Below are 15,697 nucleotides of genomic sequence, written 5' to 3' on the forward strand. Positions count from 1 at the left end.
AATCAAAAACTATGCTTTATGCTTGCGTTCGTCAGAAACTGTTAATCTTTTTCTTCCTTTAGCACGACGTGATGCTAATACTCGTCTGCCGTTAGCTGTTGCCATTCTTTCGCGGAAGCCGTGTTTGTTTCTTCTCTTTCTTTGCGAAGGTTGGTATGTTCTTTTCATGACTGTATATTATCTTATTAATTTCAAAATTAAGAGGTGCAAATATAAAGTGATTTCTCTACAAATGCAAGCGTGTTTAGTTTTTATTTTTAATTCCGTTTAAATCTTACCGTTTTTAAAAACATTTAAGATTTAATATACGCTAATTATAATCCCAAAGCTGCTTTCAGCTTCACATAACCCGTTTTACTTACCGGCAGCCAGATATCCGATTTCAGCAAGACCACGTAACTATCCTTTTCTTTCAGTTCTATCTTAGTCACTTGCGCCAGGTTAATAATATAAGAACGGTGTATACGAATGAATTGACCGGCATCTAAAGTCTGCTCAAAATAGGCCATGGTTTTATTTTTATAGAAAATTCCATCCACCGTATTCATTTTCACATAATCATCATCGGCTTCCAGGTAATTAATATCAGCTGTTGGAATAATTTTGATTACACCATCTTTTTTAATCACCACCCTGTTGTTTTGCGCAGGGCTCAAAGCTGCCGCATCTAAAACAGCTTCTGTATTTTGCTGTTGATTCAACCGGCCGGGAAGTTTTTTCATGGCTGCTTCAAACCTGCCCTTATCAATAGGTTTAAGCAGATAATCAACAGCATTTACCTCAAAAGCTTTAATTGCAAATTCATCAAAGGCAGTGGTAAAAATTACTGCAGGTTTATCATCTACTAGTTCCAGCATTTCAAAGCCACTTATTTTAGGCATTTGGATATCCAGAAAAATAAGATCCGGCTGGTGCAGCGTAATGGCTTTTAATCCTTCAAATCCATCGCAACACTCTGCAACCACCTCTATTTCAGTATGATCAGAAAGATAAAACTTAACAATATCTCTGGCTAAAGGTTCATCATCAATGAGTATCGCTCTGATCATTTTTTTGTGGAATTTTTAAGGTGGTAATATATAAATTATTTGCCTCAATTTCTGTTTGCAATAAGTGCGGATTAGCAAATAAAAGATAAAGCCTCCGCTTGATGGCACTTAAGCCAAAACCCGTTCCGCCAGCGGCCTTCATTTCCGGATCGAATGGATTTTGCACCCTTAAGGATAAAACATGATTCGCTAAAGTAACATCTACCTTAATGGTGATTCCGGCTGATGTATTGTACAATCCAAATTTTATGGCATTTTCTACAATAGGCTGTAACAATGTTCCGGGCAGGCTTAAGTTTAACGTATCCTCGGCAACATTAACTTCTATATTCAAACGGTGGCTGAATCTCACTTTCTCTATATCAAGATAAAGTTGAATATATTCCATCTCCTCCTCCACCGTAACCCATAATTCATCATCACGCTTAAGCGTACCCCTGAGGAATGAAGCCAGTTTCGTAATCATTACACCTGCTTCCTTAGGATTAATCATCGTTAAAGCGAAAACAGAATTCAGGCTATTAAAAAGAAAGTGTGGCTGCAGCTGATGCCTTAGCTTATTTAATTCAGCTTCTTTGGCGAGGCTTTTGGCAGCCGTAAGGCGTTCGTGGGTTTCTGTTTGCTCTTCCAGCCGGTACCATAGAATATTGGCTATGGCGCACCATCCGAGGCACATAAATGTAATCAGTCCGCGGAAAGCAAAAGAAAAATTATAAAATTCCTTGTATTCCTTAAATTCGGCGAACAAATAAAACAAGATATACTTTGCCGTGAAAATAACCACAAATGTTAAAGCCAGACTGACAATGAGCACATAAAGAATACGTTCATTTTTAGGCTGATAATAACCCAGCATATTGCTGATTCCGATACAGGCCGCTGCTAAAAGCACATTACTGACAGCGCTATCAGTAAAGGCGATTATCCATGAAAAGTGAATTACATAATGCAACCCTATGGCACACAATATAGTCCACGCTATAGCAAAGCTGAAGGAGATCTTTTGTATCTGCGGAATAGATAAAGGTCTGGTTGTCAAAACAGTTTGGTTTAGTTTAGTAATGATTAGTTTAATGCAGTCGGCCCTGGTAAAAAGCCGAAAGTATGCGTTTATGGTAAATGGTGGTAAATCACTTATCCTTGGTTCACCATCAGATGTTATGCTTCAATACCTTGAATCCCTTAAAAACTTTTAATTTCTATCCCGCCAAACATTGCTGTTCCATCTAAGATCAAGGTTTTTTGAATATCACCTGTAGGCGTTAAATGCGATCTTTTATCTTCTACACTGCCAAAAATTGCTGTAACATTTGATTTAATGGCCCAGTTTTGTGGAACGATTAATTTTATCCCACCAAAAATTGCCGTAACATCTAAACTGGCCGTTTCAGCAAAATCTGCCTGAGTCATGATGATATCTGCGCCGCCAAATACAGCTGAAATATCGCCACCCTTAAAATTTTTAGAATAAACCGTTTGATTGTTCCCTCCAAACACAGCCACAACATCTATAACATCATGATCAAAAGCATGCTGATCAGCTGTTTTAAATTCTTCTTCATTTGTATCGGCAGTATTGAACTGATCTTTGAATTTAGCTTTCATTTTTCGTTTTACTTTAACGCGATCATTAGGTCTCATGATTAAAAAAGCACCAATAATCACCAAACCAAACCCCAGTGCATATTTTGAAAGGTCAAAATCAAAATCCATCCTATCAATGGTATTATACGTACCTATCAAAACTAGAATCAGCCAGCCTATACCTTTAAAATTCCGGCGAATACCTAAATATATCCCCAATACGATAAGCAGACTCCAGATGCTGAATATCCACCTCGGAAAATCCAAGCCAAGGTTATTTAATAAAAAAATGAAGCCAATTGCCGCGATGACGAGGCCGCCAACAACCCTACCCGAAGTATTCTGACGATTATTATGATTGATGTTTTCCATTTCGATTACTTACTATTTATACACCAAAGATGTTGATAAATTAAGTCCTTCAATATACCTGCACCATAAAAAATGGCTAAACAGCGGTGAACAGCCTTATTCTATCGGTAAAAAATATTTCTTAATTTGAGCCCATGAAATATTTACTTAGCTTACTTTTTCTAACTGCTGCTATTGGATTGAAGGCACAAAACCTTAATTTGCCTTATAAAATATATGATGTAAGAAAACAAAAGGTAATCTCTGTTGATGATATTATTGCTGACATGAAAAATACGGATGTATTATTTTTCGGCGAAGAGCATAATGATTCAGTTGGTCATGATCTGGAAGCAAAGATTTTTGAAAAGCTCAACAAAACCTACCCACAACAAGTAGCACTTAGTATGGAAATGTTCCATACTGATGTTCAGCCGATCATGAACGAATTTCTGGCTGGCTTAATTTCTGAAAAAAACTTTATTAAAGAAGGCAGGGCCTGGGAGAATTATAAGGATTATAAGCCTTTAATTGAATATTCAAAAGCAAATAAATTACAGGTTATTACAGGAAATGCTGCAGCCCGATACAGTAATGCCGTTACTAAAGAAGGCTTGGTTGTGCTTGAAAAATTTCCTGCAACATCATTAAGCTTTTTGCCGCCCTTACCAATAGATACTGCAACAGGCAGATATTATCAGAAATTTAACCAATTATTGGGTGGCCACGGCATGGGCACAATGAAAGTTTATCAAACGCAGAATTTCTGGGACGCTACCATGGCCTGGTCTGTTTCAAAATTTATCAATGCCAATAAAGGCATCAAAGTCTTTCACATTAACGGCCGTTTCCACAGTGACGAAAAATTGGGAACACTGGCGAAACTACAGCAATATTCGCCAAAAATTAAGATCCTGAATATATCAGCCTTTTCAGACCCTGCATTTGAAAAACCAGATTGGGAAAAATTTAACAACTTAGGCGATTACATCATCATCACTGATCCAAAATTGAAAAGAAGCTATTAACCTGAAGTTCAATAATTATTTACTGCTATTTATCCCCCTTTATGAAAGCGGGGTATTATATGCTGGCGATGAGCTCAGGGTAACATTTCAAATTTATGATATAGCCCTATGTATGTTAAGACTTTGCTTTAAGCAAGTCTCTGATTTCAGTTAACAGCATTTCTTCTTTTGGTGGAGCTACTGGTGCAGCAGCAACAGCCTCTTCCTTACGTTTCATTTTATTAATAGCCTTAATCATCATAAATATAACTAAAGCCAGTAATATGAAATTGATTGCTACTGTTATAAAATTACCATAGGCAAAAATTGCTGCCCCTTCAATTTTTTTCGCATCTGCTAAAGCAGTACCCTCTGGTACAGCCCCCCTTAATACCAGGTATAAATTGCTGAAATCTGGTTTCCCGATGATTCCGGCAACCAGCGGCATAATTAAATCATTAACCACACTGTCAATAATCTTTCCGAAAGCGCCTCCAATAATTACACCAACAGCCAGATCCATAACATTGCCTTTGATTGCAAATTCTTTAAATTCTTTTACAAAGCCCATTATATCTGTTTTAATTTATTTACTAAAGTAGCAAACATTAAACTCAATACAAACGTTTAGCGAATAATTTAATCCGTAACCAAGTCATTTGGTGTAATTCCAAAAAAATCTGAAATGATTTGTTTATTTTTGACGCCATTCTACTATATCATATGCTAAAGCAACACTTACAACAAAAATTATTACAAAAGTTATCACCACAACAAATCCAGTTTATAAAATTGTTGCAAGTACCAACTGTTGCTTTAGATACCAGGATTAAGGAAGAATTGGAAGAAAATCCTGCATTGGAAGATCCGAGTTTAATGACGCAGGAAGAACCAAAAGGTGAATATGATGACCTGAATGATGGTCCGGAAGAATTTGAAAGTCAGGCTGAAGATAATAATACGGATGAGTTTAATGTAGATGATTATCTGCAGGATGACAATACCAATGACTACAGCACCAATTACAATAATGGCGATGATGATGAGGAGAAAAAGGAAACACCTATTGCAATAGAAAGTACTTTTTTCGAAAGTCTTCAGGAACAATTAGACCTGGTTCCCCTTTCAGATCAGGATTTTATTATCGGAAAACAGATTATTGGAAGTTTGGATGATGATGGTTATTTACGCCGTCCCTTAGGCTCGATGATTGATGATCTTGCATTTTCACAAAACGTAATGGTGGAAGAGGAAGATGTACTGGAAATGCTGAAGCTGATTCAAAGCTTTGATCCTCCGGGCATTGGTGCACGCGATTTAAAAGAATGCCTGCTGATCCAGTTAAAAAGGAAAGATCCGGCAAATCCGATCATCATAAAGGCAATGAATGTGGTTGAAAATTACCTGGATGAATTTACACGCAAACATTATGACAAACTGGAGAAAAGCCTGGGTTTGGATAGTGAGGAATTAAAAGAAGTTGTTAATGAAATTCTCCGCTTAAATCCAAAACCTGGAGATGCCAACCAGGTAACCACTAAGCAAATGCAAATCATTCCTGATTTTCACATCAGCAATAATGATGGCGTCCTTATTTTAACCCTGAACTCCAAAAATGCACCCGAACTTAAAGTAAGCCGCTCCTACCAGGAAATGTTTGAGCATTATGATAAAGCATCTTCAAAAGATAAAAAGCTAAAAGAAGCGGTTCAGTTTGTAAAGCAAAAATTAGATTCTGCCAAATGGTTTATTGATGCCATTAAGCAAAGACAACAGACGCTGCTTAAAACCATGAATGCCATTATGCACTATCAGTATGAATACTTTTTAACTGCTGATGAACGTAAAATGCGTCCGATGATTTTAAAAGATATTGCCGATAAAATCGACATGGATATCTCTACGGTATCCAGGGTAGCAAACTCTAAATATGTTCAAACCGAATTTGGTACATTTTTATTAAAATCATTTTTCTCTGAAGCCATTCAGACTGAAAATGGTGAAGAAGTTTCCAATAAGGAAGTTAAAAAAATTCTGGAAGATTGTATTGGGAATGAGGATAAACGCAAGCCCCTGGCCGATGAAAAGCTGACTGAGATCTTAAAAGAAAGGGGTTATAATATTGCCAGAAGAACTGTAGCCAAATACCGGGAACAGATGAACATTCCGGTGGCCAGGTTAAGGAAAGAATTATAGTTGTTTATTTGGGTATTGGTTAGAGACGATTTTTTTCCAGGCAAATACTAATAAAATACAGACATCATTATTTCGATTGGCGAGACACCCAACTGATAAATAATTGTTATTGACTCATCATTCTCATCCTGGTTGGTATCTTGCCAGGCAGCTGCACTTTATTCATCAATCTGTCATATACAGGAATATAGACATGATTTTTCCATGTTAAGTGAATAATCGATAGGTAAATTATTAGTTACCGGCTTGATCTGACTGGTCACCACTGCCCAGTTTTTCTGAGAAATCTTTTGCCCGATCATCTGCAGCAGTATCGCCCTGTTTTTCTGGTTCTAAGTTTTCATCCAGGCGGTCATTCCAGTCATTTAAACCTGTAGAAGGATTTTCCTGGGCTTGCTTAAAAAATGTTGATTTTTCCTGATCTTTGTTTTGATTTTCCATTGCGGTGAGTTTACATTCAGAACACCCCAATAGTAGAAAAGTTTATTTCGTGCTGATTATTTGTGAGCAGGCTCATCCTTCGCATTTTTAAATGCTTTCATACTTCTGCCGATTCCGCGCATCAGTTCCGGCAACTTTTTACCGCCAAAAAGTAACAGGATTATAACACCAATTAATATGATTTCTATAGTCGACATAAATTATTTTTAAACAAGATACGCTAAAATAAGTAATATTGTTTTTGAAATATGACTTATACTAAACCAATAACGCTTTTAATGCCCTATCTTTAATCACAGGAACTTTGCCATGCCTGATAAATTCTGCAAGTCCACGCAATTGTTTGATGGATTTTATGGCTTCATACCCTTCATATGTTGTTCTGATTTTATTCAGCAATAGTGTATCCGTTTTAAACATATCACTTTCGGTAAGTAATCCTTTTTTTAAGAAGAGTTTAATCAGTTCAGTCATTTTTCCATTTGCATAGAGATGAACCGGGAGTTTAAATACATCATCATTTAATTTTTTAAATGTCTCATTGATCCATTGCACTTCAGCATCATTATTTACGGCAATTATACCATTACTCAGCACCACCGCATTTAAAAACTGCTTGGCCCGCTGGCGGGTAATGATTTCCCCATGAATGCCATCACGCAACGTATAATCCAAACGATCTGCACAAAGCGATGGCATCGGCTGTTCTAAAATATTAAAAACACCATGAATAATCTGATTAGCAGTATAGCCATATTTAAGCAGCACATCCGGAATTTCAGATTTATAGATCACCTCAGCAAAAATCTGCTCATGGTAATCCTCTTCAACATACTCAAATACATAATCACCTACATGGGAAAAAGCCGTATGCGAAACATCATGTAGCAATCCGGCAATTTGTTCAAGTTCAGTTCCTCCCATTTTCTTGATCAGCATGGCTACTCCTATTGCATGTTCTAAACGTGAATGGCAAATAGATGGATTAACCAGGAAAATTGCTCCGCTCTGGTGTATGCCAGCTAAACGCTTTAAAGCATCTGTTTGCAAAAGCGCTTCAAATACCTTTGGAAATTCCATATTTCCGTATAAAAAATCATTCAGCTGAATCATATTGATGAGAATAAATACCAAAGCACAATTATACTAATTTATTTAGCATATAAACTAAAAATATTTTCTTTTGATTTTTAATTTGCTATTTAAATTAGTCAAAAAACAACTTTCAAATATTTTGAAAGCTATTATTACAAAATAATGATCTACAATTAAAAAGATATAAAACAAGCAAATTAATAAAACGTTATTATTGTAAATAAACGATAATATGGCAACTGCTCAACAGATTAGAAAAGCATATATAGATTATGTTTTAACCCATGATGAAAAACCAAAAACGGTTTATTCTTTTGCAAAGAAGATTAAAATTACCGAAGCTGAATTTTATCAGTTTTTTTCTTCTTTTGAAAGTATAGAGAAAACCATTTGGTTTGAATTCACTTTTGAAACCATTCGTAAAATAAAGGAGCAGGAAGTTTGGCTACAATATACTTCGCGTGAGAAAATGCTTTCTTTTTTTTACAGCTTTCTGGAAAATCTGAAAAGCGAACGAAGCTTTGTTATTTATAGTTTAAAAAATTATAGGGGTAAATTTTCCACACCTGATATATTGGCGGGTGTAAAGCCAATTTTTGAGAACTTTGCACATGAAATTATTGATGACGGCTTGGAAAGTGGCGAATTGGCTGAACGTAAATTTTTAACTAAACGTTATAAGGATGCCCTTTGGATTCAGTTTTCATTTATCCTTAATTTTTGGATTAATGATGACAGTGACGGCTTTGAGAAAAGCGATGAGGCCATTGAAAAGGGAATCAACGTTACGTTCGATCTTTTTCAGCATTCACCTATTGATAACCTGATTGATTATGGAAAGTTTCTTTCCAGAAACGGGAAGTTTAAAGAAAAAATGGGATTATAATCATTAATGAAGACACAACAGAGTATTCCAACTACTAAAGTAGAGCGCTCGGCAAAATTTGTGAAAACAGGTTTTCAGATTGGCGGAAACTATATCAAGCATTATTCAAAGAAATTGTTTAATCCGGATATGGATAGAGATCAGTTAAATGAAGATAATGCAACTGATATTTATAAATCGCTGAGCGAACTTAAGGGTAGTGCCTTAAAAATAGCGCAGATGTTAAGTATGGATAAAAATATCCTGCCAAAATCATATGTAGATAAATTTACCCAGTCGCAATACAATGCACCTCCCCTTTCAGGGCCTTTAATTGTGCGTACATTTACCAAAAACTTTGGCAAAACACCTGAGCAGATTTTTGACACCTTTAATCTGAATTCCAGCAATGCTGCATCTATCGGACAAGTACATCAGGCTACGCTCAATGGCAAAAAACTTGCCGTTAAAATTCAATACCCGGGTGTTGGCGACAGTATTTCATCAGATTTAAAACTGGTAAAGCCATTTGCTTTCCGCCTATTGGGAATGTCTGAGCGGGAATTAAATATTTATATTAAAGAGGTTGAAGAACGCTTACTGGAAGAAACTGATTATGAGCTTGAGGTAAGGAGGTCTATCCAGTTCTCTGAAGACTGCAAAAACCTTGATCACGTAATTTTTCCTAAATACTATCCTGAGTTATCTGGTAAGCGAATCATTACCATGGATTGGCTGGATGGATTACATTTAAAAGAGTTTTTAAAAACTAATCCTTCTCAGGAACTGAGAAATAAAATTGGCCAAGCTCTTTGGGATTTCTATAACTTCCAGCAACATGAGCTTCGTGCTGTGCATGCAGATCCGCATCCCGGCAACTTTATGATCACGCCAGATGAAGACCTGGGTGTCATTGATTTTGGATGCATTAAAGAATTGCCCAATGATTTCTATTACCCTTTCTTCTCGCTCATTTCTACAGATGTAATCAACGATAAAACCAAAACGATTGATGCCTTTAGAAAACTAGACATGATTCATACCGATGATACTGAAGAGCAGGTAGAATTCTACTATAAAGCATATAAGGAAATGATCAGTCTCTTTGCAAAACCTTATATCAGCAAGGTGTTTGATTTCAGTAAAACAGAATTTTTTGAGCAACTATATCTTTATGGTGAGAAGATTTCAAAAATGCCTGAATTTAAACAGGCCAGAGGTGTAAAACATTTTATTTATGTGAACCGTACAAACTTTGGTTTATATCAAATTTTACACGAATTAAAAGCAATGGTGAATACAGACACTTATGAGCCAACCTTAAACCGGTAATTAGCAGTTTTTTTTCACCACATTGATCATGTGATCAATGTCAAATGGTTTTTCAATATAATCATCCGCTTTGCATTCCTTTGCTTCTTCTGGCAATTTATTGGATGTGGAAGTAAGCACTGCAGATACATCTTCTGTTTCCGGGTCAGATTTTAAGTCCTTAATAACTTCTGACCCTTTCTTTTCACCTTTAATGTGGTCATCCACTACTACTACATCAGGGTCAATCTCATCTATTTTTTCAACCGGATCGGTCGTTAATGATGCCGTAACATCAAATCCCTCCTCCTCCAGCACCTGGTCCATTATTTCAAGAATTTCTTTATTATCCTGAATAAGCACAACCTTTTTCTTCATATTGATTGTAAGAATATTTTTTTAAATATAGGAAAAAGGAAGTATTCAAAATCCAATTGCCCGTTTTTTTACAATCCGTAAAAGGAAGCACCAAAATTTCGTCTTGAATTAAAGCCCGTTCGTCGAGAATTTTACAGCAATGGTATAAAAGCGAGAAATGGTCTGCAACGTTTTGGTGTCCGTTACGTCTTATCTACAAACAAATAAATTACTTAAATAATTCAATAACAATTAATTAACATTAAATTATTAAACAAAAGATATTATGAAAACTTCAATCAAAACCCTGATTGCAACAACATTAACAGCCATCGTTTTATCAACAGCTGTATTTTCAACAAGCGTTTCTGCTTCAGAAACTCATCCTTTAAAAGTTTCGGCTGTTAATGGCTTTAAAAAAGTTTCTGTGAAAGGAAATGTTGAAGTTATCTTAATTCAAAGGGCAAACAGCGGCGTGGCTTATGCAGAAGATAATACCGGCACTGCAAAAATTTTACAAAGCGGCGATATGCTCCGCATCACTTCAACTGATGGAACTTTTGCAAAATTAATTGTATATGTAACAGATATTTATAGAATTGAAGCTACAGATAATGCAGTAGTTAAAACTGAAGGCAAGTTAAATTCACTGTATCTTCAAATCTTTTTAAAAGGAAACGCACATGCTGAAATCAATACCATTTCAAAAGGCTTATACACCGTAATTCAGGATGATGCCGATTTAAAATTAAGTGGCTCAACAGATACTCATACTTTAGTGATGGGCAACACACAAAAACTTACCATTGATAAATTTGCTGCACTAAAAACCAATATCAAACCTACTGAAATTACGGCTACAGGTAAAGAAATTGCCGCTGTATATTAACCAAAAAATACCCACATAAAAATGGCTTTCTGACTTTCCAGAAAGCCATTTTTTTTGAACATTCAGACAATCTTCAGAATTGAAGGGTATCTTGTGCAAATTATTAACCCAATGAACCATTTAATCAAAGGCCGGTATTCAATTCTGTTAAGCTTTATTGCCTATTTTTTAACCTGCTCTTTTGTTATCCGCACCATCCTGCTTATCTTATCTTTTTCACATGCTGATTTCAGTTTTTTCGAAATCCTGAGGTGCTATGCTGTTGGTTTATTTTTTGATGCCGGAACAGCCTTGATCATGACCTCATGCTATGCCTTATATTTATTGCTTCTTCCAGATCGCCTTTACAGGCAGAAATGGAATAGCATTTTAACGCATTCCATATTTTTTATCTTCGTCATACTAACACTTTTTTCGTTCTTCGCCGAGATCACCTTTTGGCAGGAATTTGAAAGCAGATTTAATTTTATCGCTGTTGATTACCTCATCTATACCTATGAGGTGGTCCATAACATTAATGAATCTTACCCACTTCCCTATTTAATTTCTGGTATTCTCGCTATTGCCTTAATCATTACCTACCTGTTTAACAGGTTAAAAATTTTCAGCTTAAATGCTGAAAGTAAAATGCCTTTCAAAAAACGCCTTGTTTATACTGTTTCGCTGATGCTGACAGCTATATTGTTCTCACTCTTTGTAAAAAACAGTGCTGCAGAACAGGGCAATAACCGCTATGCCAATGAACTCGGTAAAGCTGGTATTTATTCCTTTTTTGCGGCATTTAAAAATAATGAATTAAATTACCATGAATTTTATCAGCTTATTGATGGCCAAAAGGCTTTTGCCATCGTCAGAAACCAACTGGCACAAAATGGTACAAGCTTTAAAAACGGACTGACGATTTCAAGAAATATTAAGGGTACAGATTCCACTTACCGTCCAAATGTAATCATGATTACGGTGGAAAGCCTGAGTGCTGAATTTTTAGCGCACTATGGTAACAAACAGCAACTTACTCCCCGCATAGATGCCCTGGCAGACAGCAGCATTTTCTTCAGCAATATGTATGCAACCGGAACCAGGACAGTGAGGGGAATGGAAGCACTTACCTTATCCATCCCACCAACTCCCGGCAGCAGCATTATCAGGCGAAATGACAACGAAAACTTGTTTACTGTTGGCCATGTCTTTAAAGATAAAGGTTATATCAATACCTTCTTTTATGGTGGAGATGGTTATTTTGACAATATGAACCATTTCTTTGGCAACAATGGTTATAATATTGTAGACCGCGGAAGAAAATTACTGGATGAAACCTATCAGGGCAGCCGGACATTAATTGCCGACCAGGAAGTAACCTTTGAAAATGCCTGGGGGATTTGTGATGAAGATATCTTTAATGTGGCGATAAAGGACGCCGACGAAAAATATAAGCAGCACCAGCTATTTAATGATTTCATCATGACCACCTCCAACCACAGGCCTTTTACTTTTCCGGCAAATAAAATTAACCTACCCGTAGGAACAAGAGAAGCCGCCGTACGGTATACAGATTATGCCATTGGAAAATTCATCGACAAGATAAAAACACGACCTTATTTTAAAAATACGGTGATCATTATTGTTGCAGATCATTGCGCCAGCAGTGCCGGAAAAAACGAGGTTGATATTTCTAAATATCAGATTCCCTGTATGATTTTAAATTTAAGCCACCAGCCGAATAGGAATATCAGTAAAATGACTTCGCAGATTGATTTATTCCCAACACTCTGGTATTTATTAGGCTGGAGTTATGATAGTGAATTTTATGGTCAGAATGTCCTGGCGGATCATTATCAGCCCAGGGCATTTTTAGGTACTTACCAAAAACTCGCCTACCTGAAGGGCGATAGTTTGCTTTTACTCAGTCCGCACCGAAAGATTGATACCTATTTGTATAATCCATTGAAAAATACACAAAAACCGCATCAGCTATCTAAACAAATGATAAATGAAGGCATTGCCAATTATCAAACAGCTTTTGATTTGTTCAAAGATGGTAAATTGAAACTATAATAAAAGGTAAACAGTAAGAATTTAGCTTTCCATTATGGAAGCAATCTCTTTCTCCATAGATTCCAGTTCTTTCGCCTTTAATTTTTTTACGGTTTCCTTTTTAGGTTCAACGTATTTAACCCCCACACGCAATGCCCTTAAACCGGAAACACCTTGCAACTCTTCGAGTTCAAGTTGTTCTAAATCATCATTAAAATAGCCCTGAACCTGCATGTATTTGATGTACTCCATATATTCTTTGGCTTCATCCGGATTAAAATAAACCATTGAAATTTTATCCGGCTGGGTCAGGCGTTCATTCTTTCCTTTGATTAATACTTTATCAATCCGTTTCTTCACCACTTCATAACGGATATTATAGGCACCTTCTACATCGAATCTTCGCTCATCGTTCCTGAAACTAATGTCGATGGGGTTTGAATGAATAAAAATTAACTGAGTCGTTTCCAGCGGAAAAGGGATTTCTCCGATTAAACCCTTGGACAGCCTGGCAATCTCCACCATTGAAGTCAGCTGCCATAAGCGGATATTTTTTAAGTATAATAAATCAAAAGGTTTCTGCGGCGCAATTTCCTGCCCGATATAAATGTCATACTCCACCCCGTCTGTTCTAAACTTGGCAAAATAACAAGGATAAGATTCCTGCAGGTTGGCTTGCGATTTTTCCAGGTACTGGCTTACCTCGGTATTGATCATCTGCATGGAAACTTCCAGCTTTCTGCGGTTAGAATAAGCACTCCCGGTTTCAGGAATAATGACCTTAAAATAATCATCTACAATTTCAGCCGTTTGCGGATAGTTGGCCTTGATAATGGAAAGGAAAGGGTAAACCTCAGCAGCAAGGAATTCGTTGAGCTGACTCTCTTCATTTGAAGAAGTCAAATGATCTATCCTTTTAGTCCAGTCTTTACAGTTAAACAAAATTTTCTCTGTAATTTCAAGGGAAACAACTTTCCTGATTGCTTTCAATGCCTGTATTAAACTCTCCAGCAGCACACTCAAATCATCCTTTAAAGCTTTATTCCGCTCAATGGTGGAGTTACGGATATCAATGGCACCAAATAATGGATACATGTGTTTAAATGTAACCGTTTCAATTTCTTTAATCTTGTTTTTACTGCTGTTCTTTTGAAGAAAGTGCCATACGGCCTCATTAAATTTCCACTGTACAGAAGGTTGTAAGGCCGTGAATTTATCCATTAGCACTTCATCCATTTTAGCATTAAAATCCTCGATATTATATTGGAAAAGTTGCCCGATCAAAGGCATAGCCGGGCGCAATCTCGACAATAACCTATCATCAATAATTACTTCATTATCAGAATAAACCTCCAGTACACCGGCCAGCTGGGTATTATAATAAACCGGTAATACAGAATAAGAACATACCCCCGCCTCTTTCAATACCTTTAAGAAAGGATCTTTCAAAATCAGCTCATCATTAATGGAACTTACAAAAATGGCTTTGGGGTTTTCCATATATTTATCAACCAGGGAGTAGAACACCTCTTCTTCTACATAGGAAGCTTTTGCCGAATTGATCAGCTTGCTTTGAGAAAATTCCAGGTGATCAAAAACCAGTTTGTTATTTACCGTTAAAAATGGCATTAATCCAAATTCCAGGTTGCCATCGCCACTTAAGCTTTTCAGTGCCTGGATAACGTGCGTATAAGCATCATTCTGATAATCATGATTAACGAGGGCATCACGAATACCATCAATAGCATGCTGTAGCGTTACATCGGTGATGGAAATGATACTGAATCCATCGAAAGAAAAATCATTTAGTGGCAAATGCTTCAGCAGGTATTCCAGTTCATTATCCTCCTGAAAATATTTTCCGAGTTCTTCAAAATTAAGTTCAGGAAGTTCTCCTTTATACTGGATGTCTACAAACTTGGTATCCGTTTGAATGTTGTAATATTGCGTAAGCTTGGTTTTCTCATTTACATGTCCATAAATAACTTCATTTTTAATTACAGAGGTAAAGTTATAAAAGCGCAATAAAATAATATTATAAATAAACTTAAGCTGTTTCTTTTCAACCGGTTCGCTATCCTTGGTAATCTTATTTTTAGGATCGTGATCCTTAAAAAAATTGTAAAATGCATTTGTACTGAAGAAAATTTCATCCGGAACCGGGGTACTCAAGGCCCAGAACAAATCATCCTCATTATCCATCAATGGTGTAAGGATGGTAAAAATAAGTTCTAAAGTATCTTTATATTGAACCAGATCTTTTGCCTTGATATTATTTAGGAGTAACTTCTCTTTCTCAATTTTTTCCAGCAGAAACCTGTAAAACTCAGATTTTACGGATTTCTCCGTTTTCAACCTTCCTTTTAAATACTCCACCAGCGGGCGAAAGGAAAGCGACGAATCTATCTGATGCTTAAAACATTCGTTTTTATGTATTTGAATTACGTTGGTATTCATGACGGATTTCCTTTCTTGGAATATTTACAGTTATCTTATTCAGTACAAAGATATTACCTCT

At 36.4% G+C, this 15,697-nt stretch carries 16 protein-coding genes; 6 read left to right on the forward strand and 10 right to left on the reverse strand.

Features of this window, described 5'->3' with window-relative positions; translation table 11 throughout:
* Positions 1 to 9: 9 nt before the first annotated feature.
* From rpmH to CBW18_RS06810, 4 genes are all read right to left on the reverse strand, one after another.
* Positions 10 to 168 carry a 50S ribosomal protein L34 gene (gene rpmH, locus CBW18_RS06795; RefSeq protein ID WP_010601723.1) on the reverse strand — a complete coding sequence of 53 codons (159 nt, stop codon included), beginning with the start codon at positions 166 to 168 and terminating at the stop codon, positions 10 to 12.
* A 146-nt stretch (positions 169 to 314) separates the two neighbouring features.
* Positions 315 to 1,049, reverse strand: a complete 735-nt coding sequence (locus CBW18_RS06800) for a LytTR family DNA-binding domain-containing protein (protein ID WP_088300554.1) — start codon at positions 1,047 to 1,049, stop codon at positions 315 to 317.
* Entirely contained in the window at positions 1,027 to 2,088 is a 1,062-nt protein-coding gene (locus tag CBW18_RS06805; protein WP_253248980.1) for a sensor histidine kinase, read from the reverse strand. The genes CBW18_RS06800 and CBW18_RS06805 overlap by 23 nt, the downstream gene beginning before the upstream one ends.
* A gap of 143 nt (positions 2,089 to 2,231) precedes the next feature.
* Positions 2,232 to 3,005, reverse strand: a complete 774-nt coding sequence (locus tag CBW18_RS06810) for a LiaF domain-containing protein (protein WP_088300555.1) — start codon at positions 3,003 to 3,005, stop codon at positions 2,232 to 2,234.
* A gap of 134 nt (positions 3,006 to 3,139) precedes the next feature.
* Here CBW18_RS06810 and CBW18_RS06815 point away from each other — a divergent pair, with 134 nt between their 5' ends.
* Entirely contained in the window at positions 3,140 to 4,012 is an 873-nt protein-coding gene (locus CBW18_RS06815; protein ID WP_088300556.1) for a ChaN family lipoprotein, read from the forward strand.
* Positions 4,013 to 4,127: 115 nt separating this feature from the next.
* Here the strand turns inward: CBW18_RS06815 and mscL are convergent, their stop codons facing one another.
* Positions 4,128 to 4,562, reverse strand: coding sequence for a large conductance mechanosensitive channel protein MscL (mscL, locus tag CBW18_RS06820; RefSeq protein ID WP_088300557.1), 435 nt, complete (start codon positions 4,560 to 4,562; stop codon positions 4,128 to 4,130).
* A gap of 152 nt (positions 4,563 to 4,714) precedes the next feature.
* Here mscL and rpoN point away from each other — a divergent pair, with 152 nt between their 5' ends.
* Positions 4,715 to 6,187, forward strand: a complete 1,473-nt coding sequence (rpoN, locus tag CBW18_RS06825; protein WP_088300558.1) for an RNA polymerase factor sigma-54 — start codon at positions 4,715 to 4,717, stop codon at positions 6,185 to 6,187.
* Positions 6,188 to 6,421: 234 nt separating this feature from the next.
* On the opposite strand, the gene CBW18_RS06830 is transcribed toward rpoN, so the two are convergent.
* From CBW18_RS06830 to CBW18_RS06840, 3 genes are all read right to left on the reverse strand, one after another.
* Entirely contained in the window at positions 6,422 to 6,628 is a 207-nt protein-coding gene (locus CBW18_RS06830) for a hypothetical protein (RefSeq protein WP_088300559.1), read from the reverse strand.
* A 56-nt stretch (positions 6,629 to 6,684) separates the two neighbouring features.
* Entirely contained in the window at positions 6,685 to 6,825 is a 141-nt protein-coding gene (tatA, locus tag CBW18_RS06835; protein ID WP_088300560.1) for a twin-arginine translocase TatA/TatE family subunit, read from the reverse strand.
* A 61-nt stretch (positions 6,826 to 6,886) separates the two neighbouring features.
* Positions 6,887 to 7,741: an HD domain-containing protein gene (locus CBW18_RS06840; protein ID WP_088300561.1), complete on the reverse strand. Its 855-nt coding sequence runs from the start codon at positions 7,739 to 7,741 to the stop codon at positions 6,887 to 6,889.
* A gap of 214 nt (positions 7,742 to 7,955) precedes the next feature.
* Between CBW18_RS06840 and CBW18_RS06845 the strand changes: the two genes are divergently transcribed.
* A complete protein-coding gene (locus tag CBW18_RS06845) occupies positions 7,956 to 8,609 on the forward strand; it encodes a TetR family transcriptional regulator C-terminal domain-containing protein (RefSeq protein WP_088300562.1) in 654 nt (217 codons plus the stop codon).
* 6 nt (positions 8,610 to 8,615) lie between these two features.
* A complete protein-coding gene (locus CBW18_RS06850; RefSeq protein ID WP_088300563.1) occupies positions 8,616 to 9,920 on the forward strand; it encodes an AarF/ABC1/UbiB kinase family protein in 1,305 nt (434 codons plus the stop codon).
* Here CBW18_RS06850 and CBW18_RS06855 read toward each other — a convergent pair whose 3' ends face one another.
* Positions 9,921 to 10,277: a two-component system response regulator gene (locus CBW18_RS06855; RefSeq protein ID WP_088300564.1), complete on the reverse strand. Its 357-nt coding sequence runs from the start codon at positions 10,275 to 10,277 to the stop codon at positions 9,921 to 9,923.
* A gap of 265 nt (positions 10,278 to 10,542) precedes the next feature.
* On the opposite strand from CBW18_RS06855, the gene CBW18_RS06860 reads away from it, so the two are divergent.
* Together CBW18_RS06860 and CBW18_RS06865 are read left to right on the forward strand one after the other, a co-directional pair.
* Positions 10,543 to 11,145, forward strand: a complete 603-nt coding sequence (locus tag CBW18_RS06860) for a GIN domain-containing protein (RefSeq protein WP_088300565.1) — start codon at positions 10,543 to 10,545, stop codon at positions 11,143 to 11,145.
* Positions 11,146 to 11,256: 111 nt separating this feature from the next.
* A complete protein-coding gene (locus tag CBW18_RS06865) occupies positions 11,257 to 13,200 on the forward strand; it encodes an LTA synthase family protein (protein WP_088300566.1) in 1,944 nt (647 codons plus the stop codon).
* Between the two features lie 21 nt (positions 13,201 to 13,221).
* Here the strand turns inward: CBW18_RS06865 and CBW18_RS06870 are convergent, their stop codons facing one another.
* On the reverse strand, positions 13,222 to 15,636 hold the full coding sequence (locus CBW18_RS06870; RefSeq protein WP_088300567.1) for a GAF domain-containing protein: 2,415 nt from the start codon (positions 15,634 to 15,636) through the stop codon (positions 13,222 to 13,224).
* Positions 15,637 to 15,697 lie beyond the last annotated feature (61 nt).

Origin of the sequence: Pedobacter sp. AJM (genome assembly GCF_002197755.1) — a bacterium.
Taxonomy (GTDB): Bacteria; Bacteroidota; Bacteroidia; order Sphingobacteriales; family Sphingobacteriaceae; genus Pedobacter.